The 26,133-nt window shown below is 41.0% G+C and carries 22 protein-coding genes; 7 read left to right on the top strand and 15 right to left on the bottom strand.

The annotated features are described in order from the left end of the window. Window positions 1-113 precede the first annotated feature (113 nt). Window positions 114-3,188 carry an FAD-binding and (Fe-S)-binding domain-containing protein gene (locus AKG98_RS01195; protein WP_067040133.1) on the bottom strand — a complete coding sequence of 1,025 codons (3,075 nt, stop codon included), beginning with the start codon at window positions 3,186-3,188 and terminating at the stop codon, window positions 114-116. Between the two features lie 323 nt (window positions 3,189-3,511). Between AKG98_RS01195 and AKG98_RS01190 the strand changes: the two genes are divergently transcribed. From AKG98_RS01190 to AKG98_RS01180, 3 genes are all read left to right on the top strand, one after another. Then, window positions 3,512-5,356, top strand: coding sequence for an SUMF1/EgtB/PvdO family nonheme iron enzyme (locus tag AKG98_RS01190; RefSeq protein ID WP_067040130.1), 1,845 nt, complete (start codon window positions 3,512-3,514; stop codon window positions 5,354-5,356). A gap of 411 nt (window positions 5,357-5,767) precedes the next feature. Next, entirely contained in the window at window positions 5,768-7,615 is a 1,848-nt protein-coding gene (locus AKG98_RS01185; RefSeq protein ID WP_067040127.1) for a formylglycine-generating enzyme family protein, read from the top strand. A 271-nt stretch (window positions 7,616-7,886) separates the two neighbouring features. Continuing rightward, window positions 7,887-8,735, top strand: a complete 849-nt coding sequence (locus AKG98_RS01180) for a hypothetical protein (RefSeq protein ID WP_067040124.1) — start codon at window positions 7,887-7,889, stop codon at window positions 8,733-8,735. 87 nt (window positions 8,736-8,822) lie between these two features. Here the strand turns inward: AKG98_RS01180 and ppsA are convergent, their stop codons facing one another. Continuing rightward, entirely contained in the window at window positions 8,823-11,198 is a 2,376-nt protein-coding gene (gene ppsA, locus AKG98_RS01175) for a phosphoenolpyruvate synthase (RefSeq protein ID WP_067040120.1), read from the bottom strand. Window positions 11,199-11,388: 190 nt separating this feature from the next. Here ppsA and AKG98_RS01170 point away from each other — a divergent pair, with 190 nt between their 5' ends. Next, the gene (locus tag AKG98_RS01170; RefSeq protein ID WP_067040118.1) at window positions 11,389-12,198 is read left to right on the top strand and encodes a pyruvate, water dikinase regulatory protein; all 810 of its coding nucleotides are present in this window, start codon (window positions 11,389-11,391) and stop codon (window positions 12,196-12,198) included. 72 nt (window positions 12,199-12,270) lie between these two features. On the opposite strand, the gene pabC is transcribed toward AKG98_RS01170, so the two are convergent. The 4 genes from pabC to AKG98_RS01150 are packed head-to-tail and all read right to left on the bottom strand — an operon-like array spanning window position 12,271 to window position 15,203. Further along, window positions 12,271-13,122 (bottom strand): aminodeoxychorismate lyase, encoded by an 852-nt coding sequence (pabC, locus tag AKG98_RS01165; protein WP_067040115.1) that lies wholly within the window; start codon window positions 13,120-13,122, stop codon window positions 12,271-12,273. Window positions 13,123-13,137: 15 nt separating this feature from the next. Continuing rightward, on the bottom strand, window positions 13,138-13,851 hold the full coding sequence (locus AKG98_RS01160; protein WP_067040112.1) for a hypothetical protein: 714 nt from the start codon (window positions 13,849-13,851) through the stop codon (window positions 13,138-13,140). 57 nt (window positions 13,852-13,908) lie between these two features. Beyond that, entirely contained in the window at window positions 13,909-14,712 is an 804-nt protein-coding gene (locus tag AKG98_RS01155) for a glycerophosphoryl diester phosphodiesterase (RefSeq protein WP_067040108.1), read from the bottom strand. A 38-nt stretch (window positions 14,713-14,750) separates the two neighbouring features. Continuing rightward, window positions 14,751-15,203, bottom strand: coding sequence for a PaaI family thioesterase (locus AKG98_RS01150; protein WP_067040105.1), 453 nt, complete (start codon window positions 15,201-15,203; stop codon window positions 14,751-14,753). A gap of 238 nt (window positions 15,204-15,441) precedes the next feature. Here AKG98_RS01150 and AKG98_RS01145 point away from each other — a divergent pair, with 238 nt between their 5' ends. Next, window positions 15,442-16,659, top strand: coding sequence for a pyridoxal phosphate-dependent aminotransferase (locus AKG98_RS01145; protein ID WP_067040102.1), 1,218 nt, complete (start codon window positions 15,442-15,444; stop codon window positions 16,657-16,659). Window positions 16,660-16,746: 87 nt separating this feature from the next. Here AKG98_RS01145 and AKG98_RS01140 read toward each other — a convergent pair whose 3' ends face one another. The 6 genes from AKG98_RS01140 to AKG98_RS01115 form a co-directional block, all read right to left on the bottom strand. Beyond that, window positions 16,747-16,929, bottom strand: a complete 183-nt coding sequence (locus AKG98_RS01140) for a hypothetical protein (protein ID WP_067040099.1) — start codon at window positions 16,927-16,929, stop codon at window positions 16,747-16,749. Window positions 16,930-16,931: 2 nt separating this feature from the next. Next, window positions 16,932-17,636 carry a hypothetical protein gene (locus AKG98_RS01135; RefSeq protein ID WP_067040096.1) on the bottom strand — a complete coding sequence of 235 codons (705 nt, stop codon included), beginning with the start codon at window positions 17,634-17,636 and terminating at the stop codon, window positions 16,932-16,934. A 205-nt stretch (window positions 17,637-17,841) separates the two neighbouring features. Further along, entirely contained in the window at window positions 17,842-18,258 is a 417-nt protein-coding gene (locus tag AKG98_RS01130; RefSeq protein ID WP_067040093.1) for a GFA family protein, read from the bottom strand. 237 nt (window positions 18,259-18,495) lie between these two features. Next, window positions 18,496-19,284 (bottom strand): metal ABC transporter permease, encoded by a 789-nt coding sequence (locus tag AKG98_RS01125; protein WP_067040090.1) that lies wholly within the window; start codon window positions 19,282-19,284, stop codon window positions 18,496-18,498. Window positions 19,285-19,287: 3 nt separating this feature from the next. After that, entirely contained in the window at window positions 19,288-20,193 is a 906-nt protein-coding gene (locus AKG98_RS01120) for a metal ABC transporter solute-binding protein, Zn/Mn family (RefSeq protein WP_067040086.1), read from the bottom strand. Then, window positions 20,183-21,331, bottom strand: a complete 1,149-nt coding sequence (locus tag AKG98_RS01115) for a hypothetical protein (protein ID WP_369814908.1) — start codon at window positions 21,329-21,331, stop codon at window positions 20,183-20,185. The genes AKG98_RS01120 and AKG98_RS01115 overlap by 11 nt, the downstream gene beginning before the upstream one ends. Before the next feature lie 189 nt (window positions 21,332-21,520). Between AKG98_RS01115 and yfbR the strand changes: the two genes are divergently transcribed. Beyond that, a complete protein-coding gene (gene yfbR, locus AKG98_RS01110) occupies window positions 21,521-22,099 on the top strand; it encodes a 5'-deoxynucleotidase (RefSeq protein WP_067040080.1) in 579 nt (192 codons plus the stop codon). Between the two features lie 26 nt (window positions 22,100-22,125). Here yfbR and AKG98_RS01105 read toward each other — a convergent pair whose 3' ends face one another. From AKG98_RS01105 to AKG98_RS01095, 3 genes are read right to left on the bottom strand one after another with little or no spacing between them, the layout of a single operon-like run. Beyond that, window positions 22,126-22,935: a DUF4344 domain-containing metallopeptidase gene (locus AKG98_RS01105; RefSeq protein WP_228140174.1), complete on the bottom strand. Its 810-nt coding sequence runs from the start codon at window positions 22,933-22,935 to the stop codon at window positions 22,126-22,128. A 35-nt stretch (window positions 22,936-22,970) separates the two neighbouring features. Beyond that, on the bottom strand, window positions 22,971-23,609 hold the full coding sequence (locus AKG98_RS01100) for a hypothetical protein (protein ID WP_067040077.1): 639 nt from the start codon (window positions 23,607-23,609) through the stop codon (window positions 22,971-22,973). 57 nt (window positions 23,610-23,666) lie between these two features. Beyond that, entirely contained in the window at window positions 23,667-25,013 is a 1,347-nt protein-coding gene (locus AKG98_RS01095; protein WP_067040075.1) for a PLP-dependent aminotransferase family protein, read from the bottom strand. A gap of 215 nt (window positions 25,014-25,228) precedes the next feature. On the opposite strand from AKG98_RS01095, the gene AKG98_RS01090 reads away from it, so the two are divergent. Continuing rightward, complete coding sequence (locus AKG98_RS01090; protein ID WP_067040072.1) at window positions 25,229-26,110, top strand: NAD(P)-dependent oxidoreductase; 882 nt, start codon at window positions 25,229-25,231, stop codon at window positions 26,108-26,110. Window positions 26,111-26,133 lie beyond the last annotated feature (23 nt).

Here is a 26,133-nt window from a genome sequence, read left to right as displayed (position 1 = left end):
AAAAAGATAAATGCGACAATGCGTTATAAAATAACACTTGGCTAAACACTAAAGGAGGAGAAGGTATGAGCAGCATATTATTAACAACTAATGCCACTCATACTTAATAATGACTAACCTAAAGCGCCTAATAACGCTTTAATCGGATGGTTCAACCGTACTTCATCAATTCGTTTAACCTGGCTACGACAAGAGTACCCCGTCGCTAAGCAACGCGAAGAATCTCGTTGCGCCAAAGCATGCTTCCAACTTTGGCCATAAATTGATTTTGATGCGACTACATTTTTGGCATCATGCCCATAACTTCCGGCCATGCCACAACAGCCTGTCGCCACAGTCTCTAATGCTAAACCAAAACCATCAAATACACGTTGCCACTCTTGTTCAGCTGTTGGCTTATTGGTTTTTTCAGTGCAATGGGCGAATAAGTAATAAGGTTGAGCGTCACCTGCTTCGCGCTTAATTAACGCGCTCAAATTTGCTTGTACCTTATCGTTCAATAACCACTCTTGAATAAGCTGAACAGAGAAGTCTCCGCGTTTATCCGCCAGTGCTTGGTTGTATTCATCACGATAACAAAGCACCAATGCAGGCTCGACACCGACCATTGGAATGCCTAAGGCGTGTAGCGAATTTAAAAAGTCAGCGGCCGTTTGTGCTGTTTTGGCAAATTTAGCCAAGAAGCCTTTCACATGTTGCGGTTTACCATTTGGTTTGAACGGTAATATAACCGGTTTCAAGCCCAGTTTTTCCACTAGGTTCACCAGTGATGCCACTAATTCGGCTTCATAAAAACTGGTAAACGGGTCTTGTACAATTAAGACATGTTGCGCCTTATCTTCCGCGCTTAATCGCTGTAAAAAGGCCAAATCAAAACTTTGCGCATAATGTCCACGTAATGACTCCGATAAGGTCGGTGTACTTAATAACGGTATATCCACCATGCCGATTGTATGCTTTACTGCGCTCTGCACCCAATCTTGCCCTAACCAAAAATTAAAGAAGTTAGGCATCTTTGCCATCACAGGGGTGTAGTTTTCTGAATAGCCAACCGCAAAATCTTTAACGGGACGCATATAGCGGCTGTGGTATTGATCTATAAATCGCGATCTAAACTCAGGTACATCCACTTTTACAGGACATTGAACTGTACATGCCTTACACGCCAAGCAGCCTTGCATCGCGTCCATGACTTCATGTGAAAAATCATAACGACCACGCGCTTTGTTCCAGCTGTTTTTTAAACGTATGGTAAACGTCGCAACACCATTTTTCTGTACCGTTAACTGTTGACCTAGCTCTTGCTCATTCATCTCATGACAAGACAATTGACGTAACCATTCGCGCATTAAACCAGCGCGGCCCTTTGGCGAATGACGACGATCGCCAGTATGCTTAAAGGAAGGACACATAGGGCTTTTGGTATCATAGTTAAAACATAAACCATTACCGTTACAATCAATGGACTGGGTGAAACTTTCACGGATTGAAATGGGTATTTGACGATCAAAAGCACCACGCTTTTTCGCATCAACAGAAACAAGCTTTGCATCACTATTAATCGGCGTACATATTTTACCTGGATTTAAACGGTTATCGGGGTCGAACGCGGCTTTAATCTTGCGTAATTCAGTGAATAATTCATCACCAAAGAATTCTGGGCCGTATTCTGAACGGAAACCTCTGCCATGTTCACCCCACATTAGTCCTTTATATTTAGCCGTTAAGGCTACAACCTTATCGGATATTTCACGCAAGATAACTTCTTGCTGAGGATCCAGCATATCGAGTGCTGGACGTACATGTAAAACCCCCGCATCAACATGTCCAAACATACCGTAATGAAGTTTATAGCTATCTAATAAGGCTCTGAACTCAACAATATAGTCAGCTAGATTTTCTGGCGGCACGGCGGTATCTTCAGCAAACGCGAGCGGTTTAGCTTGACCTTTTGTAGCCCCAAGCAAACCAACGGCTTTTTTACGCATACCGTATATTTTCAATACATCACTTAGCTGATCACAGACTTGATAACCAATGACCCCCGCTTCTCCAGCCGCCATTAGACGATCAAGTTCAGCCGTTAAATAGTCTATTTTTTGTTGCTGAATATCACCATCATCTTCAGCAAATTCCACAAAGTTAATACCTTGCATGTCTTTATTTGGTATATCAGTGATCAGTGACTTTACTGAGTGCCAAACGATATCTTGCTTGGCTAAATTTAATACCACCGAATCAACGGTTTCTACCGACAGTGCATCAGCTTTAATTAAAAATGGCGCATTACGCAGAGCAGAGTCAAAGCTGTCATATTTGACATTAACCAAACAGCGGTATTTTGGAATGGGTGTTAAATTAAGTTTCGCTTCACTAATAAAGGCCAGTGATCCTTCAGAACCACACAGGATCCGCCCGAGATCAAATTCATCCGTGCTTTTATCATAAAGGTGGACTAAATCATAACCGGTAAGAAAACGGTTTAATGGCGGAAAGGTGTCTGCAATTTTTTGCTGCTTATGCGCGATCGTATCAATAACTTGATGGCAAACCTTACCCAAATAATTATTGCTCTGAGCTTGCTCCTGCACTTGTTCAGCAGACTGGCTTGTTGTCACCAATTCGGTGCCATCCATTAATACTGCCGAAACAGACAGTACATGGTCACTGGTTTTGCCGTATTTTAATGACCCCTGGCCAGAAGCATCCGTGTTAATCATGCCACCAATAGTCGCGCGATTACTGGTCGATAAATCAGGAGAGAAAAAGAAACCATAGGGTTTAAGAAATTCGTTCAGTTGATCTTTAACAACACCCGTTTGAACTTGTACCCAACCCTCTTCAACATTGATATCAATAATATTATTCATATGTCGCGACATATCAACAATAATACCGTCAGTGAGTGACTGGCCATTTGTACCTGTTCCACCACCGCGAGGAGAGAAAGTAATCGTTTTGAATTCGGCCTGTAATGACAACGTCGTCATGATAACTAAATCTTGATGATTACGAGGTAATATAACGGCTTGTGGTAGTAACTGATAAATACTGTTATCGGTAGCAACCGCTAACCGACTGGCATACGACTTTTCAATATCGCCACTAAATTTACTTTGCGCTAACGCAGCCAAAAAAGCGAGATATTCTGATTTTACTGCATCCTGATAACTTAATTCGGGGATCATCATCCATTCCCTTGTGACAATTTTCAACTAAATACAGTGTAACATGAGTGAATTAATTACTCTCCCATAGATAAAGGCTAAATTTATCTCTCTTATAACGACTCTCCATTAGGCAAGCTATTCACCTAAAATTAACGATTTTAATGCCAATATGCGTTTTATATAACATAATAGTAACATCAACTATTGTTTAACTTGTGGTTTCAACCTTGAAAAATGCCATAAACGACATTTACTACATAACTTATACGTTGATCAGATCTGAACGTAAATGAAGGTTATTTCATTGTAATTTCAGAAAAAATTATTAGGAAACATTCAAAATGCGTGTTGCTTTAAGAGTCCTTGCAGTGAGTTGCATTCTAATTAGTAATGCAGCCAAAACCACTGAAATAGAACAACAAAAAAAGACAGTAGTTAATATACAGATAGCACTTAAAAGTATTCAATCTGAATATGACGTATTCAACGAATTACTCGCTGTGATAAATGACGATATAGCTATCGAGAAAAGCAAATTAACAAACATAAGAATGCAAAAAAAAATGCTTTATCGGCAAACGGAAAAAACCTTGGCCAAAATGAATGCCCAATATCAATTAATGATTGATAACCCCATGCAAGATATCACTACATCACAAAATAACTATCGCGCCGCAATTCAACAGCAGGAACAAAATAATCTACTTATTAGAGGTTCTGTTACAATCCTAGCGCAACTGAACAAACAACTATCCGAAAAAAATATTGAACGCATTAGACTACTAAATCAACGTGAAACAATCAGTGAAGAGATAAACATTGCACGTATTAATCGTTTGAAAAATGAGATACAAAAAACTCAATCAAAAAACATTAGCCAAAGCGTTAATTGTGATCTAAAAGCTTCATTCATAAAATGTATTGATCGTAGTAACCTATTGAGTAAGCAAGCAATTTCGAAGACGTATTTAAATACAGTATTTAACTCAGTAACAGAATCTAAGCTAGTCAGTGAATATAGAGCCAACTCCAGCGCGCATGTAAAACTGATAAGGCACAAAATATTAACGGGCGAATTCAGTGGGCAAGGTACTTATAGCTCGACCATACGGGTAACAATGCAAGGAGTATTACCAAAAAATGAAGCGTGTAAGCTATTAAATATTGCAATGCGTTATTGCGCTGCTCAAGCATCACAAATGGTACTACCCGCCATCAAAAAGGATCTAAAAGATAAGAAAGATAAGAAAGATGTGTTATATCAACTCACTATTCGCTCTAACAAATACGATGATGAAGTGTACATTAATGGCGTTAGATATGGTTCTACTAAGCTTTCGGTAATGCTGTCACCAGGTGTCCACCATGTCGTAATCAAAAAATCGAACTACATAGATTTTGAACAAAATGTTGAACTAAAGAGCAACATGATGGTAAAAGCTAAGCTGTTGAAAAAATTAGTTTTACTGCAATATGGTCAAGCAGTACAAGACTTATTAGCTTCTGGTGAACGCGGTCCAGAATTAATTTCGGTGCCAGCAGGCCAATTAACAACATCGGTTGATAACACTAATAATCAAACAATCAAAGCCTTCTCTGTCGGTAAGAATCCGATCACTGTCGCTGATTTTAAACGTTTTGTTAACGCTAGCCGCTATATTACAACCGCAGAATCAGGTAGTGGTTGTGTGGAGTATGTTTACGGCAAAGAAACATATAATGTCAATTTAAACTGGCGCCAACCAGGTTTTGCGCAGACCGACGAGCATCCTGTTGTCTGTATCAGCTCTGCCGATACCAATGCATACTTAGCTTGGTTATCAAAAGCAACAGGTCAAAAATACCGTTTACCGAATAACGGCGAATGGGAATATGTAGCGCGAGCAGGCAGTAACGACAACTACTGGTGGGGTAACGATGCAGGTAACTCAAAAGCTAATTGCGCTTACTGTGGTAGCCAATGGTCGAATAAAAGCACCGCACCAGTACAATCATTTAAAGCCAATAAATTTGGCCTATATGATACCGTCGGTAACGTTTGGGAACTAACCAGTGGAAATGATTTAGTCGCAAGAGGCGGTGCTTGGAACTTCGCCCCAAAACTGTCACAAATTGATATCCGCTTAGCATTAAAACCCGGTTTCCGAGCTAATTACGTTGGCTTTAGAGCGCTACGCGAAAACTAAAATCAGCTGAATGACAAACCTTGAAAGATATTGACTCAAATATCACTTAGCACGCCCTGTGTCGCACATCGGGCGTTTTTAATTTTAAGCCGCCCGTAGACAAAACCTAAATTAATCGCCCTTTAATAACCTCTCACCATTTTAGGGAATTAACTTCTCTCCCATAGATAAAGGCTAAATTTATCTCTCTAATAACGTATAAGCATTAACCTAAAACCCACTGTTTTAATCGTAATATATGCTTTACGTAACATAATATTAAAATCAAACTATTGTTTAACTTGCAGTTTAACACCTTAAGAAATATCATGCGTAGAATTTACTACATAACTTATACGTTAGTCAGTTCTGGGCGTAGATGAGGGTTCTTTTCATTGTCATCTCAGACAACATCAATAGGAAATATTAAAAATGCGTGTTGCTTTAAGAGCCCTTACAGCGAGTTGTATTTTGATTATGAATACAGCTCAATCCACTGAAACAAACCAACAAAATAACACTGTAGGCAATTTACAAACAGAGCTTAAAAGTATTCAATCTGAATATGACACATTTATCACATCACTCGCTGTGATAAATGACAATATAGCTATCGAGAATACCAAATTAGCACAAGCAAGAACGCAAAGAAAAGCACTTGTTGGACAAACAGTAAAAGCCTTGGCGCAAATGAATGCGCAGTATGCATTGATGATTGATAATCCAATGCAAGACATCACCACGTCACAGAATGACTACCGCTATGCAATTCAGCAGCAGCAAAAAAATAAGCAACTCATTAAAGATTCTGTTGCCACCCTAGCACAACTCAATAAACAAGTTTCAGAGAAAAATATTGAGCGTGTTAGACTACTAAATCAACGTGAAACAATCAGTGAAGAGATAAATATTTCACGTATAAACCGCCTGACAAATGAGATGCAACAAGCTCACTCACTCGATGTTAACCAAAGCGTTAGCTGTGATCTACAAACTTCATTCTCAAAATGTATCACTCGTAGTAATCTATTGAGTAAGCAAAAAGCCTCAAAAACGTATTTAAATACGCTATTTAACTCAGTAACAGAAGCTAAACTAGTCAGTAAACATAAAACGAACTCTCGCGCGCATGTTAAATTATTAGGTCACAAAGTTTTAACCAGTGAATTCAGTGGTCAAGGTACTTATAGCTCGACCATGCAGGTGACAATGCAGGGCGTTTTACCAAGAAATGAGGCGTGTAAGCTGTTAAATATCTCAACTCGTTACTGCGCAGAACAATCACCGAAAATAGAACAAACCACCACAAAAGCGGATAACAACGATAATAAAGGTGCGTTATATGAACTCACCATCCGTTCTAACCAATATGATGATGAAGTATTTATTGATGGCGTTAGCTATGGTTCGACCAAACTTTCAGTGATGTTATCACCAGGTCCCCACCATATTGTGGTAAAAAAACCGAACTACATGGATTTTGAACAAAACGTTAAACTAAAAAACAACCTGATGGTAAGAGCAGAGCTAGTTAAAGCCACTGTGTCATTGAAAAATGGTCAGACTGTACAAGACTTTTTGGCGTCAGGTGAACGCGGTCCAGAATTAATCTCGGTGCCAGCGGGCCAATTAACAGCATCCGCAGATAGTGGCGTTAAACAAATCAAAAAGCAAATTATCAAGGCTTTCTCAGTAGGTCAAAGCCCGATCACAGTCGCTGATTTCAAGCATTTTGTTAATGCCAGTAACTATACGACCGCAGCAGAATCAGGTAATGGTTGCATGGAGTACCTTGACGGTAAAGAAACATATAATGCCGACTTAAACTGGCGTAACCCCGGTTTCGCACAGACCGATGAGCATCCCGTTGTCTGTATCAATTCAGCCGATACCAAGGCTTACTTAACTTGGTTATCAAAAGCAACAGGCCAAAAATACCGTTTACCTAATAATAGCGAATGGGAATATGTGGCGCGTGCAGGCAGTAGCTACAACTACTGGTGGGGTAACGATGTGGGCAACTCAAAAGCCAATTGCGCTTATTGTGGCAGCCAATGGTCAAATATAAGTACCGCGCCAGTACAATCATTTAAAGCCAACAAATTTGGTCTATATGATACCGTAGGTAACGTTTGGGAACTAACCAGTGGAAATAATTTAGTGGCAAGAGGCGGCGCTTGGAACTTCACTCCAAAACTTGCTCTGGTTGATGCTCGCTTAGCACTAAAACCCAATTTTCGAGCTAATTACGTTGGCTTTAGAGCGCTACGCGAAAACTAAAATCAGCAGAATGAAAAACCTTGAAAGATATTGACTAAGATATAACTTAAAACGCCCGGTGTAGCACATCGGGCGTTTTGCATTTTAAGCCCCCCGTAGACAAAACCTAAATTAATCTCTCTTATAACCTCTCACCATTTTAGGGAATTAAAGTCATACTTTCACAATTTCGGTGCATGATTACCGCTATATAGGCCGATTTACCTACTTACACGCTGGTACTATACTTGCTTAAGTATATACAACCCTAGATGGATATAAGGTATGCAATATGAACTCACTATCAACCGTCCTGCTCACTGGAGCACTCATTCTTTGCACCTTGATTGGCTTATGTTTCCTCTTACTGCAGATGCAGCAGCAGCAACATAAACGCCGGCAGTTACAACTCGATGGTTTAATTAAGCTCAATATCATACGTAAGTTATTAACACGTATGCAGCAACATCGTGGGCTATCGAATGGGATTTTACACGGCGAAATAGATCTAAAGCCGCGTTTAGAAACGGTAACAGAACAGATAAATCAATTAAATATAGAAATCATCGATATGTATCCTGATTTATTAGAAAACGAACGCTGGCAAGCCATGGCTGACCATTGGCAACGTTTAGCCATCGATTACTTCAACTTAAATACTCGGAATAATCTCGAACAACACAATAAGTTAGTATTAAATTTACTCTACCTTATCAACGATGTTGCGTTTGATAATAAGCTACATCAACTCAATAATGATAACAGCGAGTCAATCCAATTCTTATGGCAAGAGTTACTATTTACCGCAGAAAGCATTGCACAGATACGTGCGTTAGGCACAGGGATTGCGGCAGCCAAAGTCTGTACACGCGCAGAGCAAATTCGACTTAACTATCTTTGCCAGTCGTTAGAACAAAGTATTAATATTCAACACAATCCAGACTACTTATTAAAAATATCTCATTTGATCAAAGTGATTGAGAGTGAAATTATGATTAGTCGACCAACAATAAAAGCGGATCGGTTTTTTAATATAGCGACAGAGTCCATCGATATGATTTTAGCCAATTTTGACAATCAACTTAACAATGTCGAATATCAACTGCACACATCGACAAGCATAAATAAGTACGCGGCATAACCAATGAAAAAGCCCCAAACCAGTGCTAATGAACACTGATTTGGGGCTTTCTCTATATTAAACTAAACAGGTTTAAACGCGCTTAATTTATTTAGCGTGTTTATCCGCTAGGTATAACCAAGTACTTAATACTGTATCAGGGTTTAACGATACGCTGTCAATTCCTTGTTCAACTAACCAAGCAGCGAAGTCGTCATGATCCGATGGACCTTGACCACAAATACCAACGTATTTACCCGCTTTCTTAGCCGCTTTAATTGCCATTGATAGCAGAACTTTCACCGCTTCATTACGTTCATCAAACAAATGAGAGATAATGCCTGAATCACGATCCAGACCCAGTGTTAGCTGGGTTAAATCATTTGAACCAATCGAGAAACCATCGAAGTATTGTAGAAACTTATCAGCCAGTAATGCATTTGAAGGCAGCTCGCACATCATGATAACGCGTAAACCGTTCTCACCACGTTTCAGGCCGTGCTCTGCCAGTAAATCGATAACTGATGCCGCTTCGCTTAATGTACGCACGAATGGGATCATGATTTCAACGTTGGTTAGACCCATGTCGTTACGTACGCGTTTAATCGCGTCTGTTTCTAGCGCGAAACAATCGCGGAAGTCTTCAGAGATATAACGTGATGCACCACGGAAACCTAGCATTGGATTTTCTTCTTCAGGCTCGTAATTTTCACCACCGACCAAGTTAGCGTATTCATTTGACTTAAAGTCAGACATACGCACAATTACTTTTTTCGGATAGAAAGCTGCAGCCAGTGTTGAAATACCTTCTTGTAGCTTAGCAATGTAGAATTCAACTGGTGATGCATAACCTGCGATCATTTCATTGATTTCAGCTTGCAGCTCTGGCGATTGCTTATCAAAGTTAAGCAGCGCTTTCGGGTGAATACCGATCATGCGATTAATGATGAACTCAAGACGTGCTAGACCAACACCTTCGTTTGGTAATGCAGCGAAGTCAAATGCACGATCAGGATTACCCACATTCATCATTACTTTTACTGGAATGTCCGGTAAGTTAGCAATTTCTGAAGCCGTTTCACGGAAAGGTAAGATACCTTCGTAGATAAAGCCAGTGTCGCCTTCAGCACAAGATACTGTTAGCTCTTGACCATTGACGATTAGGTCTGTCGCGTTACCACAACCAACAACAGCAGGGATACCCATTTCACGTGCAATAATTGCAGCGTGACAAGTACGTCCACCACGGTTTGTTACGATTGCAGAAGCACGTTTCATGATAGGTTCCCAATCTGGGTCTGTCATGTCTGTTACTAATACGTCGCCTTCTTTCACTTCATCCATTTGCGCAATTGATGAAATGACTTTAGCAGGACCGGCACCAATCTTACCGCCAATCGCACGGCCTTCAGTAACCACAGCTGATTTAGCGTCTAAGTGGAAACGTACCATAATTTGCTTATCTTCACGGCTACGTACCGTTTCTGGACGTGCTTGAACGATATAAATTTTGCCATCAATCGCATCTTTAGCCCATTCGATATCCATCGCATGTCCGTAATGTTTTTCGATGATCACAGCTTGTTTCGCCAGTTCCATTACTTCTTCATCAGTAATAGAGAATTGACGTGACTTGCTTGCTTCAACATCCACAATTTGAACTTGTTTGCCATGCCCTTCGTCGGCAGAGTAGATCATTTGGATCAGTTTGCTACCGATGTTACGGCGTACAACCGCAGGGTTGCCTTTAGCAAGTGTTGGTTTATGAACATAAAATTCATCAGGGTTAACAGCCCCCTGTACAACCATTTCACCAAGACCGTATGAAGAAGTAATAAATACGACATCTTCAAAACCAGACTCAGTATCAATAGAGAACATCACACCAGATGATGCTTCATCACTACGCACCATGCGTTGAATACCCGCAGATAATGCCACGCCACGGTGGTCATAACCAGAATGCACGCGGTAAGAGATAGCACGATCGTTAAAGAGTGATGCGAATACGTGTTTAATTGCAACAATGATGTTGTCATAACCACGTACGTTTAAGAATGTTTCTTGCTGACCAGCAAATGATGCATCAGGCATATCTTCAGCTGTTGCCGAAGAGCGTACTGCAAATGATGCTTGCTCGCCAGCTTCACCAGCGAGTACTTCATAGCTTTCAGCAATCGCGGTTTCTAATTCAGGTTGGAAAGGTGTGTCAATGATCCACTGACGAATAGTGGCACCCGCTTTAGTTAGCGCTGCGATGTCATCAACATTGAGATCGTCAAGTAGTGCATAAATTTTATCGTTTACACCACTTTGCTCTAAAAACTGATTAAACGCATCAGCGGTAGTCGCGTAACCACCAGGAACTTGCACGCCTGCGCCAGCTAAGTTACTGATCATCTCACCTAGAGATGCGTTTTTGCCGCCAACTCGTTCTACGTCGTTCATTCCAAGTTTTTCGTACCCAATTACGTACTCTATCACGGCAGTTCTCCAGATTTAATCTATCTCAAAAATGATTTTAATTGTGGGCTATATTCGATATTGCTCACATATTATTAATGCAAAATAATCATCTTGCTTTCCTTAGTGTTTTTAATCATACACAGCTATTAATTTCAATGTAAGATACTAACTTAGAAAATTTCATCTGTTTATGAAAAGGATAGAGTTAATGCAAACTGTTTTTTATGTCTCTGATGGCACAGCGATCACCGCCGAAGTCTTTGGTCACGCGCTTCTAAGCCAATTTCCGATCGAATTTGATCAGCATACTTATCCCTTTATTGAAACCGAAGAAAAAGCAAAATTTGTTACTCAAAAAATTAATGAACATGTTGCTAAAACAGGACAGAAGCCACTAGTGTTTCATTCGATAGTTTCATCTGAAATAAGGACAATCATCGAATCAAATAAAGGCCATTCTCACGACTTTCTGAGTACATTTGTTGCGCCGCTTTCTGAACAATTAAATATCAAAGCAGAGCCAAAATCACACCGTACGCACAGCCTTAAAAATGACACTTATGATGCCCGTATTGAAGCGGTCAATTATGCCCTCGCCAACGATGATGGCATTACCTGTAAAGATTACGATGATGCCGACTTAATCTTAGTCGGTGTATCCCGTAGTGGCAAAACACCAACCAGTTTATATCTGGCATTACAGTTTGGTATCAAGACTGCCAACTACCCATTTATTGCCGATGATATGGATCATTTGACACTGCCACCAGCATTAAAACGCAATAAACATAAAGTATTTGGCTTAACCATCGATGTGAAACGTCTGCAAGATATTCGTAGTGAACGTATTGCTAACAGTACTTATGCGTCACTACGTCAATGCAAATTAGAAATTTCGGAAGTGGAATATTTATACCGTAGCGAAAAAATTCCGTACATTAACAGTACGTCATTTTCGGTTGAAGAGATCGCCACCAAGATCTTGGATAAGAAAGGGCTTAAACGTCGTATTTATTAACACCCCATTTATGTTAGTAATAATGAATAACGCGAGTCAGCTAGCGTTATTCATCCTTATTAATCAAATAGACTAAGCGTGCAGAGTTTGTTGCAATTCTTGTTGTAATAATCGCCATACCGATGAATCATTCACTGCCAGATCATAACGAACAACATGAATATTGTCTTGAGCTCCCTGCTTTAAAATACGGTTAACAGGCACCACTTCCATCACTGAGTTGGTAATAAAAATTTCATCTGCACCCAGCACATCAGTAATAGTGTAATCTCCGGTTTCTATCTTCAATCCCAGTTTATTCAACAAGTTTAAAATGTGCGTTTTCATCACCCCTTCAATACCACTGCGTTTAGTACTCGGTGTATAGACTTTATCCCCAATAACCCAAAACACATTGGCTACAGATGTCTCGATAACATAACCGTCTGTCGAGCAAACCAGTCCATCAGCCATGTTATTGGCATCGAGTTCTTGCTTAATCATCACCTGATCAAGTCTGTTTAACGTCTTCAATCCGGCTAATACTGGGTTCACGGTTTGTTGATATTGGCAAAGCATTAATTCAATACCCACACTCGCCCATTCACTGTATTGCGCAGGAATCGAACGATGTTGTAAAAACCAATTTGCGCGACTGCAACCTAGCGGGCCATAACCACGGCCACCCTCGCCTCGGGTAATGGTGACTTTTAATACTCCGTCTTGTAATACCTGTGCTTGCTGAGTGATTGCCGCGACCAGTTCATCCCATTGGGTAAACTCGATTGCGAGCACCGTACATGCTTGCTGTAAGCGCGCTAGGTGTAAATTAAGTAATAAGGCTTGCCCTGCTGCCATCTTGATGGTGGTGAAGTGCCCATCACCAAAATTGAAACCACGGTCGGCAATTGCAACATCTTGACTAGGGGAGCCATTAATAATCATGATTTATGTATTCCATTAGGAGCAGAGTACTGATTGTATGTTCACTCTGGCTTGCTGTTCAAATTTTTCTTTAAAATAACGAGAGTAATAAATAATTGGCTGGCGTAAAAACCGTTTTAACAAACGTTTCCGAGCACGTTTGTACAACCACAGTGGCACATGTTGGTATTCGCTGCGAATGGCGTTTTCATAATTTTCATAAATACCGTTATTCTGACCTAATATAGTTAAATCTATGTCTAAAAATAACGCCTGATCATTAAGGCTTGCTCGCACAGTATTGGTTGTCTTCGATAAAAACTTTCCCGATTGCCTTTTGATTATACGACTTGGTTTACTGGGGTGCTGAGTTAACAATACTAGCTCATACACTTGCAGTACTAACTGTGTCGATACCGCAAAGTTGGTGAGTGCAGTCACCGCATACTGCGCACTCTTGACTTCATTGTCAGCACGTCTCACGTCATAGATAACATCGTGGAACCAAATGGCGAATGCAACCGCTAATGGATCGTCAAGCTGTTCCTTAACGAGATCAAACCAAGTAAAGCAGGCTTCAATATGCGAGAGGTCATGATAATACCGATGCACTTCTTGGTAATGGGATAACAAACGCGACCAAGCTTGCTGTATTTGTGCCATCGTCAAATGCGCAAAGTTATCTTGCAGTAATAATTGCCAACGCAGGGCTAAACGTTCACTGACTGCATTGATATTGTTATCCGTCATGCACTGCTGTCCTTTCCGTACGATATTTTCACCAATATACTTTAAGTTATCTCGCTATTAATTCCGGTAACAAGGCGGAAACTGTTGAGGAATGTCAGTGCAAATCCCCGTTACGCCCCAATTATAGAGCTGGTTCGCACGCGCCAAACAATTAACCGTCCATACATTCACGCTATAACCAGCGTCAGTCATGGCGTTAACCTGCAGTTCAGTCAAACCACTATCCTTAGGATGAATAAATTCGGCACCGACATATTGCATCGAGGTTAGCCAATCATCCGGTAATGGCGCTTCGAACAAGCACGCTAAACTTATTTCCGGTGCTCGGCGTTTGACCTCAGATAATAATAGATGATTAAAGCTAGAGATAAGTAACTGCTGACCACCTTGCCAATGATGGTTAATGTCGCGAATAACACCGTCTATCAATCGGTCTGTCGTGGCTTTGTCCGCTCCTGACATCAATTCTAAATTCAGATTCATGCCGGTTTCATTGGTGAATAAGATAAGATCCACCAGCGTCGGAATGCGTTCGCCAACAAAATCCAGTCCGAACCAAGCACCCGCGTCAATATCATCGAGGTCGGTGACAGTTTTATCGTGTAGTAACCCCCTGTGATCACTACAACGGTCGAGGGTTCTGTCATGACAAATAACCACAGTACCATCAGCAAGCATATCGGCATCGACTTCAATCCAAGGCACATTATTGTCCTCTGCTAGTTGGAAAGCGGCCAAGGTATTTTCTGGGGCTATAGATGACGCACCACGATGCCCCATCACCATCTTCCCCGCATTTTCACTGGCCGATGGATTGAACTGAAATGTATGCGGTGCTATTTCAGAATAGCTATTTGGCATAAACTAATCTCAGATGTAGTGTTTATCATAAAGAAAACCTATTTAGCTGGGCGAGTAATGACACACGTAGCGGTGCAGTGCGCATAAAGCTTACCATCGGCATCACGAATATCCCCTTCCGAGATTGCGACGGTTTTTGATACGTTTAATACCTTACCTTTGGCCTGCAATACGGTATTTTTTGGAATTGGACGCACCATTTTTACATTCAAATCGACGGTGCCGTAACTTTCGCCCGCGGCTAATGTGGAATGTACCGCGCAGCCAGTGACAGAATCAAGTACTGTTGCCGCAAAACCACCATGCACACCACCCATCGGATTTAAGTGACGGTCGTCGGCTTGCACACTAAAGTGAATATGCCCTTCGCTTAAATCAACAAATTGCATTGGCATTGTTTGGCAAATCGAAGGATGTGGAAAAATCCCTTCAACCATTGCTTGTAGTATCTCTAATCCACTCATTTTTGCTGGGTTTAACTGCTGACTCATGCGCCTTCCTTGCTTCTATTGACATTGAATTTAACTGCTGTATTACAACAATATTCTCACAAAATCACCGTAATCTGGTAACCATTACTGACAATATTACACCAGAACCTTGTCAATTAACAATCGCGCAACAATAAATCGACCTTAACGCCAAATATCACTTCCAACAATGCCTTATATACGTTACTTTTATTACAGAAATAAAAACAATTTACATATTTACAGCGTTGGAGCCGGGATGTACTCAATAGAAAAATCTCATAAGTTAGATAACGTGTGTTACGACATACGTGGACCAGTATTAAAAGAAGCGAATCGCTTAGAAGAAGAAGGTCATCGAGTAATCAAATTAAACATCGGGAATCCCGCCCCATTTGGTTTTGAAGCCCCAGAGGAAATCGTAAAAGACGTTATTCATAACCTGCCATCGAGCCAAGGTTATTGTGACTCAAAAGGGCTATACTCTGCGCGTAAAGCAGTGATGCAACATTATCAACAGAAAGGTCTACTGAATGTGTCTATTGACAACATTTTTCTGGGTAATGGCGTTTCAGAATTAATCATGATGTCAATGCAGGCATTACTAAACAACGGTGATGAAGTATTAGTACCGTCTCCAGACTATCCATTGTGGACAGCGGCAATTACCCTTTCGGGAGGTAAAGCAACGCACTACATTTGTGATGAAGAATCTGATTGGTATCCTGATCTGGATGACATTAAAGCCAAGATCACACCAAATACCAAAGGTATTGTGTTAATCAATCCGAACAACCCAACGGGTGCTGTATACAGCAAAGAATTCTTGCTCGAAGTGATTGAAGTTGCTCGCCAACACCAGTTAATCATTTTTTCTGATGAAATCTATGACAAGATCTTATATGACGGTGTTGAGCACGTGCCTATGTGTACGCTGGCACAAGATATTCTGATTGTTACCTTCAATGGTTTATCGAAAGCGTATCGTATTGCCGGTTTCCGTTCTGGTTGGTTAGTGTTAAGTGGCGCGACCCATCTTGCTAAAGACTATATTGCCGGATTAGAAATGCTCGCCTCGATGCGTCTGTGTTCGAACGTACCGATGCAACATGCAATACAAACAGCGCTGGGTGGTTATCAAAGTATTAATGAATTGATTCTACCGGGCGGTCGTTTACTGGAACAACGTGATTTAGCCTGGAAGATGTTAAATGATATCCCGGGTATCACGTGTGTAAAACCAAAAGGTGCAATGTATCTGTTCCCTAAAATTGATATAGAAATGTACAATATCAAAGACGATCAGAAATTTGCATTAGATCTGTTACAGCAAGAAAAGCTATTGATTGTACAAGGCACTGGTTTTAACTGGGCTCGCCCTGATCACTTCCGCGTAGTATTTTTACCGCGAGTTGAAGAGTTAACGGTTGCGATCAACAAGCTGGCTAACTTCTTAAAGACTTACCGTCAGGATTAGTTTCTGATTACTATCAAGAATACCTAACGAATAAAGGCGCTAATATTAGCGCCTTTATTGTATTTTGATTACAGATTAATATCTGTATCATTCTGATTCAGACCATATTTTTTTATAAAAATAATGCGTCAACGTTATCAATACGGCACCCACAGAGATAATAGCAACGATCCCTAGAATACTAACTTTACCAATTGAGTATAACCAAAATAAAAATACGCCAAAAACGCCAAAGATAAATGCCGTAGCAAGTATTGATCTAATATTCATATTTAGGTCCAGAATGAGTTAAATGTAATTTCAGAACCAATAGCAAACATTACTCCGCCTACAAATATACCAATACCCACGCAGACCGGCGCACCAGGACCACATATAACACCAGCAGCCGCACCTCCCGCAACGGAACCAAGTAAACCACCACCAAGCACAGCGCTTTCTTTCGCTGTTGCTATTAACTTATCATCAGCTGTTGCAATATTATAGATCGAAATCGTAATGGTCAGTGCGATAAATCCCTTGCCAGCACGACCTAGTATTTTAGCTAATTTATTAGCCTGTAGTTGAGGCCGTCCTGCTGAAAAGACAATCTCTTTCCAAATCTTATTTTGCTGAGATCCATTAAGCTTTTCAAACTCTACGCTGAATAGTTTTTTTGAATATTTCTGTTCAAGAAAGCTAAGTGATTTACCTTTTGTTTTCTGGTTAACTGCATAAGCTTTGGCTATTTCAGATGTTTTTCCTCTCATCGTATCCATGATGAGATTTCTCATTGAAGAAGCTCTTTCAGCTCCCTGAGCTGCAGTTATTTTTCCTGAAGTAACATCAGATATAATTTCTCTAGATAATTTTTTAGCTTGAATATTATATTCAGCTCTAACCATTGAGTCAGGAATAAATCTAACACCAAAATTAGTAATACTACTTTCCATCGCAGCCATTGAAGCATTTAACTCCCTATTTTCCACTTGTCCCATAATGTCTCCATTCCCTTGGCTTATTCTAAAAAATTAAGTAACAACAATAACGTTAATCTAAAACAATGCATTAACTTAGCTTATTTTTATAAGTTAAGAATATTAATAAAGTACCAAATTATCGATAGTAAAAGGCGTCGTAATGACGCCTTTTTAATAAAAATCTAATATCTATGCTTTTTATTGGCTATTTTAAACATGCTTGTTATATCTTTTTTGCAAAATAAGCCATAATTTCAGCTTTGGTCATTTCTTTCGTTTCGTTTGAAAAGCAATAATAGTCAGGTCGCTGATCACTAAAGTATTGCATATCCATTTCTAATCCATTCAAATCTTTAAATATGCCCACTGGCATATTGTAATCACCACTGTCATTAAATTTAAAAAATAAATGGGTTCCACAATCAGTGCAAAAACCACGAGATGCCCAAGATGATGAATTATACATCTTCACTTTATCTAGGCCTGTAATGCTTACATTCGTTCCACATTGAACAGCAAAAAATGGAGCGCCACCCCATCCTCTACATGAGTCACAGTGGCAGACAGTAAATTTAGGATTAATTTCGTTTGCGGTAATTTCTACTGCTCCACAGAGGCAGCTTGCTTTTGAATGTAACATTTATATATTTCCCTTAGTTTATAACCATAGATGTGTTCCATTTAGCACGCCGACAAAACACTGTATATAATAACAGTACCCTAAGACGGTATTAATGTCGATTAAATCTATTCCTGACGGCTATAAATCAATTGTTGATCTCTAAATCAAAAAGGTAAGCGATATTGATATGAAATGAAAAAAGCCCGACCCCAGTAGCATTCTGAGATCAGGCTTTGTTTAACGTGTTACTTTATTTTATGAAGCGCGAACCTCAGTCTTCACAACTAAAGGTTGCAGCAATAAATGAAACAGTACGCCAGATACAAACAAGGTAATGACGATACTTGCACCACTGGGTAAATCATAGTGAGCAGACATTGCGATACCAGACAAAATACCTGTAACGCCAATTCCCATGCTCGCGATAAAAAAACGTATGCCTTTTAACGCAGATGCACAAAGAGCGGGGATCACTAATAACGCAAATTCAAGGTAAATCCCCGTCAACTTGACCGTTATTGGCATTAATATCGCGAAGATAACGTAAAAACCACTGCCGCGCATAAACTCAGGTTTCATCGTTACCAAAGTCACCATCGCGGCGGTGATAATAGCCAACGGCCAAACATCATCCCATGTTGCCCATAACAACTGCCCATTTAAGATACCTTGAATAAAGTCAGCACCGTGCGGGTCTTTGCTTGCCAGCAAAATAGCCAATGAGGCAGACACCGCAAACAAGCTACCTATCATAGGTTCAAGGTGCTGTTGATAGTGCTTTTCCATCAAAGCAATTAAACCGCATAGCATCAGCGACAATACCCAAGGACCAATCATCTGCCCTAACCAAGTCTCGGGTAAGATATCAAAACTACTTAGCCAGTACTGACTGAACGCGGCACCTAATGCAGCAACTTGAGCCACGGCTAAATCAATAAAAATGATTTTACGCTGTAGCACTTGCTGCCCCAATATCACATTACCCACCAGCGCAATCAGACCACACAGCACCGCCGGGGCTAGCCAAAGATAATCTGTGAGCATAGGTTAATTCTTCGCTGATTCAACAAGCACATCGAGCAAGTTATCCAATATGCCATCATACAGTTCGTCAAGGCTTTGCCCTTCCGATACCGTGAGTGGTAATTGAATCACTGGCTTTTGTGTTTGCTGATGCAGCCAATTAGCCGGACGTTGATTCTGATGAGAAGAGTAAATAATCGCATCAAACGACGCTGGGTCTAACTTCGTCAACGATTGCAAATGTGCAGTCGTCGGTGAAATACCCGGCTTAGGCTCAAGGTCTGCAACCTGCCCCATCCCCAACCAGTCAAACAGATAACGATAGGTCTCGTGATAACTCACCACTTGCATACCTCGCAGCGGTTCAGCTCGCAGTTCCCATTCAACTAACTTTTGTCGCCAATGCTCACGGAACTTCACGCCATTGACTAAGTAACTAAATGCATTAGCGGGATCTATACTTTCCAAGCGTTTGCTCACCACGCGAGAAATTCGGATCATATCGTTGGCAGCAAACTGCACATGCGGATTACCATAGGCGTGAATATCCCCCATACTGCGGTCAACATGATGATGCGTATCCAACATGCTGACAATCTCTGACGCATACAGCATACTTTGCTTATTGTTTTGCACCGCCGGATTACTGCTTCGCGCCTGCAACATCGGCAACCAACCAATTTCCAACTCAGCACCAGAGCACATGGCCATATCCGCTTGGCGCATCCTCGCAATCAAAGATGGCCTCGCTTGTACGTAATGTGGGTCTTGCAGTGCTGTTGTCGCAGAATAGATAGTTGCTTTGGGTGCATGTGCAGCCAATAGTGCTTTCCACTCTGGCTCACAGACAAAGATATTCAACGCGAGTGCAGGTGCAGACAACATTGCCGCACTCACGATCACGAATAATGTGCTTTTCTTAAAACGCATGTGCACCGTGCGCCCCAAACGTCATCACATATTGCAGTGTAAATACGTTATCCGTTTCTTTAGATTGGTTTTCAACACGTGAGTATTGGGCACGAACGGTACCAAAATGAGAAGAGTTCCACGCCAGCATCGCATCAAACTCACGGTCTTTTAGAGAGGTCAAATGTACATGATCGCCATGTGCATGCCCGTCATAGCTTTCAGCTTCACCGTAGCGTAGACCTGTCGACCAACTAGGAGTAAAACGATATACACCCGATACGTAATACGCGGCTAGATTATCTGGTGCATTCTTTTCACCTTTGTATTTACTATCCAGAATATCGTCTAACAACATGTATTCAGCTGATAGCGTTAAGTTACGATATTTATAGTTGCCATTGGGCGCCCATTTCCACACAAAGTCAGCGCCGTATAGATTTGACCCCGTCACCGCTGATGCATGGCTGTGGTCGTGATCATGACCGGAATCCGCACTGTGGTCATGCTCTTCCAATTTTTTGGTTTTACCGTTGTCATTACGCAGATAACTTAAACCAAACTGCCAGCTAGACGATTCTGAAAAATCATCACCCAGTTTTAATGTCGTAGTATAAACACCCACTTCAGCACCATCTTCCACAGCAGACATCTTACTGCCACTCAATGCCTCAATCCCCAATTTCACATACATATCCGTTGGTAGTACTAGGTTTGCACGCAAACCATCATCATAATAATGAGAACCTAAGAAAGTACGGTAAGCGATTGGACGCTCAACAAAACTGTCCGTGTGTACATGCTGGTTGTTCAAATAACCAAAGTCTGACAAGAATCGTCCAGCTCGAATATTAAGACCATAAGGCATTGCCACGGTTTCAACAAACGCCTCTTCTAAAAGAAGCTCGGTTTCATCGCCATGACCCTCTAACACTGTCGTTAATACACCGTGAAACTTGTCATCAATATTAGCGGACATACTAATTTCAGTGTGCCCAAGTCCGAACCCCTCGCCACGTTCAGAGTTATTACGCTCACCATTTTGGTAATAACCATCGAGTACAACGCCAATTTGTGGATTTGATAACGTATTAGCAAAAGCAGGGGATACCAAGATGCTACCAATCGCGAGGGAAACCAATTTCTTTTTCACAACTATTTTTCCTTTATTGTTATAATATAACACTCATATTTTGTTATGTTATAACATAACAGTTTAAATGCAAAGCGAGAAATCTAACTATTTGAAATTTTGAGAGTATGCAAAGAAGTGCTACAGTAATGAAACCGATGACTTACGCGGTTTTAGCCTGTATCGTCATTAGATACTTTTGATTTGGAGAAAAGCATGAGCCATTTTTTTGCCCACCTTGCCCGCATGAAGTTAATTTATCGTTGGCCGCTGATGCGTAATGTCACCAATGAGAATATTGCCGAACACAGTTTACAGGTTGCGATGGTTGCCCATGCACTTGTGCTGATCGGGAATACTTATTACGGTAAAAGCGATGAGCCTGACAAAGCAGCGTCAATGGCATTGTTCCACGACACCACCGAAGTGCTTACCGGTGATTTACCCACCCCGGTGAAATATTATAATAAAGCCATTATTCGTGAATATAACAAGATTGAATTGGCCGCTGAAAAAACCTTACTCGATATGTTGCCAGCAAAATTACGTGACGCGTATAAACCACTATTATCAACCCCTGATCTTGATCCTATTTATAAAAAATTAGTCAAAGATGCAGATATTCTCTGTGCTTATATGAAGTGTATTGAAGAGGAAAGCTGTGGTAACCATGAATTTGAGAAAGCCAAATTACGCTGTAAAAAAGCATTAGACGAGCGTATGACAGATGAAATCCGGTATTTCCTTGATGTGTTTTTACCGAGTATTGGTCAGCCTTTTGATGATATGGACTAAACTGGTGTACGACAAACACCCTGATTTTATTTAGCTGGCGTAGTAGCATCAACCTCAGGCGACATATAAACGTCTAAGAGTGTTAGCCAGTTATTTGTCATGCGTTCATAATCACCAATACACAGTTCAGCGCGTTCATCAGAAAATCCAGTCTCTTCTAACAAGTAGGCGTATTGAGTTTCATCACTGCCATAAACATGGCAAAGGGTGGCATAGTAACGCTGTAAATCAAGGCTGTGTTCATCCCAAAAATCGGCCTCTTCAAATTCGGTTATCTCATCGCCTTCAAGATAAAATAGATCGGCTGCGCTAATTGCTATTTCAGCCCCATTTTCAAAGTATTCAATCGACAATACTGCGGCTAAATTATCTGCCGCATCTTCTTCTTTACCCACAATCGGTAATTCATACGTCGCAATCAAAGCGTGGGCAAGTTCGTGGAATAACGTATGTATCACCACATCCATCACCACCTGAACCAGATTTTCTGGATTAGCGTTACCTTGATTATCATCCGCGTAATTAACGGCGTTAAAGCGCTGCTCGACTTCGTCTAGAAAAGTATAAGGAATTAGAATGTCATTACGGGTAGGATCATATAACGGGCCATCATTAGCACCAAAGACGATAGTTAACGGTTGAAGAAAAATAAATTCTTCATTCATCAAGGTAATTGCATCTTGAATACTGCTGTCTGACTGCAATTTTTTAGCGATAGGCTGTAACGTAATATCATTCGTCGGAAGATAACGCACAATGACATTATCAGCAGCGATACTCATACTAGAGAAAAAGAAAATTACGGTGAATAACCACCTGCGTTGATCATATCTCATTCCTTTCCTACCTATCGTTTATGACTAAGGACACATTAATTATTAATAATGGGCGTCCAGTTAAATTCAGCGTTGTAGCTAGTGCAATCAACTAGATCCACGTCTGCATTGGCCAGATATACCTGCTTCTTCCCTGAGCTTGGATATTCAAGATAATCTGAGCAAGTCGCACTTTGGCCAGTGCCAATCACTACTTTCGCTCCTGCTTTTAAACTGCACAAGGTGAGTTTATCTAACGGCGACCATTGATAACATATTTGATAATCACTGCGGTATTGCGATATTTGTCCACGTGGACTCTTTAATGCCCACCACTCACCGAGTTTACTCGTTGGATTAGTGCCATTCCAAGCTCGAAACAGTAAAATTTTGGAGTTCTTTTTAGCAACATATACTTGCCCCTGACAGAGTCTGCCTTCTTCAGGTTCACCAATAGATTGCGCTAATAATTCAGGATCAGATACAGCTGTGAACTTACGGCTAAACTCTACAGGTAATTCCATATCACCTGCACATTCCGCTGCCGAGGTCGGCGTTGCTGTTGGCGGTAATAGTAATACCGGAACGTCTGCATCCGCCGGATCTATCTCTGGTGGTGTCGGATCTTTTTTGGCTAACAAAACACAGCCAGAACAACTTAAAATAAGTATACCCGTAATCGTATTTTTCAACATAAACTCTCCTTAGCCTAATGTCCTATTATGGGTCTACATCATGAACAGTTAAAATAATTAAAACAGGAAGTGTGAACCCTGCCCATCTTGGAGTAAATTAGCTAGAGATACAACACCTTGCTGAAAGCGTTGTTCGTCATCTATCGCCATTAAAGATAAGCGAATATGATTGCTTTTATCACTCTGTTGCGAGAAGTAACCACCACTACTCACCAGTAATTTTTGGTTTTTAGCTTCCATCACAAAATGCTCTTGTCGCCAATGTTCCGGTAATGCCACCCAAATATGGTAACTTGTCGGCTGGCTAGAGCAAGATAAAAACCCCAATTTATCTGTCACAAACTGTTGTCGCTGCGCGGCCAGTAATTTTTGTTGATGCGCCATAATAAAAGCCTCACCAGAGTTAATTAATTGTGCTGCCACAGCAAAATTAAGTGGTGACGCCAGCCAGATAGAAGTACGGATGCATGCGCCTATTTTACGAATCTCACTTTTAGGCGCTTTAATAAATGCACAACGTAACGCAGGGCTAATCGCTTTCGACAGACTGGTAATATGAAAACTTTTTTCGGGTATATAGTTTGTGATTGCCGGGATCGTCATTGGGTTTAAGAAGCCATAAATATCATCTTCTAATAACCAGATATTCCCTTCTTCGATCACTTTAGCAATGGTTTCTCTACGCGCTTGCGGCATAGTCACACCCGTTGGGTTTTGGTGTGACGGTACAATGACAACCAATTTCGGCTTATCGTTAAGAATAGCGTCTTTAAGTGCAGTCGGGCACATCCCTTCATTATCCATTGCAACGTCAACAACGCGGCGACCCAATAAATTGGCTATAGAAAGAATACCAGGATAAGTAAATGCTTCAACGGCAATGCAATCACCTGGATTAGTATAGGTCTGGATCAGTATTTCCAGTGCATTCTGCGCGCCACTGGCAAGTAGTATTTCGTCAGGATCAGAAACGGATAAACCAAATTCAGCCGCCCATTTAACTCCCGCTTCTCGGTGAGATAAATGCCCTGAGTGTTCAATATAACCCAATAGCTCACTCGGCAATGCCGCATACGTTTGTTGAAATGCAGCCTGTAAAGGTAAAACATTATATTTTAGGCAGGGCTGTAAAATTGAGAAGTTATAATCTGCATCATCGTCAGAGGCTTGGATCACTGTTTCCAATTCAGAATTACCGCAAACAAACGTGCCACGGCCAACAAAGGATTCAACCTTGTTTTTCTCAACCAATAATTTATAGGCCTTGGACACAGTTGTCGGCGTGGTCTCAAGCTCATTGGCTAACACCCGGTGCGGCGGTAGTTTAGTATTAGGTTGATATACACCAGTATTAATTCTAGTTTCAATTGTTTCGGCGATTTGTCGAAACTTAATATCACTCATTAACTTACCTCTAATGAACACTGCAAAAACATAACGTTGATAAACCCTAGTTTACCTTGCTGAAATAAAACATACAGCGCTAGATCCATAACATTTTCCTATTCATATAATTATGTTTGTTAATTAATTGTACAAAACAATTGACTTACCACTAGGTAATACAATAGATTACAAACATAAATTGACATATGTCATTACTGATTGGAGTGTAAAACATGAATTATTTAAACGTTGCGTTTGTAGGCCTTGGGGTCATGGGATACCCAATGGCGGGTTATTTAAAACGTGCTGGATACCAAACCAAGGTATTTAATCGTACAACAGAAAAAGCCATACAGTGGGTAAAAGACTACCAAGGAGAATTAGCCTTGTCCCCTAAAGAAGCCGCTGAAAGTGCAGATATCGTGTTCATTTGCGTTGGTAACGACGACGATGTACGCAGCGTGGTATACGGTGAATCAGGCGTATTAGCCAGCCTAAAACCGGGCGCGATCTTAGTGGATCACACAACGACATCAGCACATCTTGCCATAGAATTAGCCGCAGCATGTGAAAACCATGAAGTTGAATTTATAGATGCACCCGTTTCAGGAGGGCAAGCAGGTGCCGAAAATGGCACGTTAACCGTCATGTGTGGTGGTAACGCTGAGACCTTCACGACACTTCAACCAGTGCTTAGCGCTTATGCGAAACAGGTAACGTTGCTGGGCAGCCACGGCCAAGGTCAGCGTTGTAAAATGGTCAATCAAATATGTATCGCAGGGATTTTACAAGGTTTAAGTGAAGCTTTAACGTTAGCAGAAAAGGCATCATTAGATGTGGCACTCGTAGTAGAGACACTTAAGCATGGCGCAGCGGGATCATGGCAGATGGAGAACCGAGCAGAAACGATGGCAAACGATCAATTTGATTTTGGCTTTGCGATAGATCTAATGAGAAAAGATCTCGGGATCTGTTTGGAAGAAGCGGCACGCTATCAACTGCAATTACCATTGACGAGTCAAGTCGATAGTGATTACCAGATATTACAGCAGCACGGACTGGGGAATATGGACACATCAGCGCTCATCAAAGCGAACGCGATAAAATCAGCCTAAGGATAGCAACGTAGGAGAATATT

Origin of the sequence: Moritella sp. JT01, assembly GCF_001574435.1 — a bacterium.
Taxonomy (GTDB): Bacteria; Pseudomonadota; Gammaproteobacteria; order Enterobacterales; family Moritellaceae; genus Moritella.
The sequence above is the reverse complement of the archived record's forward strand: the minus strand, read 5'-3'. Positions and strand labels throughout refer to the sequence as shown.

Excerpts from the sequence above, each read along its gene's own strand:
- AKG98_RS01195 (WP_067040133.1), bottom strand. The coding sequence starts at position 3,188 with ATGATCCCCGAATTAAGTTATCAGGATGCAGTAAAATCAGAATATCTC.
- AKG98_RS01190 (WP_067040130.1), top strand. The coding sequence starts at position 3,512 with ATGCGTGTTGCTTTAAGAGTCCTTGCAGTGAGTTGCATTCTAATTAGT.
- AKG98_RS01185 (WP_067040127.1), top strand. The coding sequence starts at position 5,768 with ATGCGTGTTGCTTTAAGAGCCCTTACAGCGAGTTGTATTTTGATTATG.
- AKG98_RS01180 (WP_067040124.1), top strand. The coding sequence starts at position 7,887 with ATGAACTCACTATCAACCGTCCTGCTCACTGGAGCACTCATTCTTTGC.
- AKG98_RS01170 (WP_067040118.1), top strand. The coding sequence starts at position 11,389 with ATGCAAACTGTTTTTTATGTCTCTGATGGCACAGCGATCACCGCCGAA.
- pabC (WP_067040115.1), bottom strand. The coding sequence starts at position 13,122 with ATGATTATTAATGGCTCCCCTAGTCAAGATGTTGCAATTGCCGACCGT.
- AKG98_RS01160 (WP_067040112.1), bottom strand. The coding sequence starts at position 13,851 with ATGACGGATAACAATATCAATGCAGTCAGTGAACGTTTAGCCCTGCGT.
- AKG98_RS01155 (WP_067040108.1), bottom strand. The coding sequence starts at position 14,712 with ATGCCAAATAGCTATTCTGAAATAGCACCGCATACATTTCAGTTCAAT.
- AKG98_RS01150 (WP_067040105.1), bottom strand. The coding sequence starts at position 15,203 with ATGAGTCAGCAGTTAAACCCAGCAAAAATGAGTGGATTAGAGATACTA.
- AKG98_RS01145 (WP_067040102.1), top strand. The coding sequence starts at position 15,442 with ATGTACTCAATAGAAAAATCTCATAAGTTAGATAACGTGTGTTACGAC.
- AKG98_RS01140 (WP_067040099.1), bottom strand. The coding sequence starts at position 16,929 with ATGAATATTAGATCAATACTTGCTACGGCATTTATCTTTGGCGTTTTT.
- AKG98_RS01135 (WP_067040096.1), bottom strand. The coding sequence starts at position 17,636 with ATGGGACAAGTGGAAAATAGGGAGTTAAATGCTTCAATGGCTGCGATG.
- AKG98_RS01130 (WP_067040093.1), bottom strand. The coding sequence starts at position 18,258 with ATGTTACATTCAAAAGCAAGCTGCCTCTGTGGAGCAGTAGAAATTACC.
- AKG98_RS01125 (WP_067040090.1), bottom strand. The coding sequence starts at position 19,284 with ATGCTCACAGATTATCTTTGGCTAGCCCCGGCGGTGCTGTGTGGTCTG.
- AKG98_RS01120 (WP_067040086.1), bottom strand. The coding sequence starts at position 20,193 with ATGCGTTTTAAGAAAAGCACATTATTCGTGATCGTGAGTGCGGCAATG.
- yfbR (WP_067040080.1), top strand. The coding sequence starts at position 21,521 with ATGAGCCATTTTTTTGCCCACCTTGCCCGCATGAAGTTAATTTATCGT.
- AKG98_RS01105 (WP_228140174.1), bottom strand. The coding sequence starts at position 22,935 with ATGAGATATGATCAACGCAGGTGGTTATTCACCGTAATTTTCTTTTTC.
- AKG98_RS01100 (WP_067040077.1), bottom strand. The coding sequence starts at position 23,609 with ATGTTGAAAAATACGATTACGGGTATACTTATTTTAAGTTGTTCTGGC.
- AKG98_RS01095 (WP_067040075.1), bottom strand. The coding sequence starts at position 25,013 with ATGAGTGATATTAAGTTTCGACAAATCGCCGAAACAATTGAAACTAGA.
- AKG98_RS01090 (WP_067040072.1), top strand. The coding sequence starts at position 25,229 with ATGAATTATTTAAACGTTGCGTTTGTAGGCCTTGGGGTCATGGGATAC.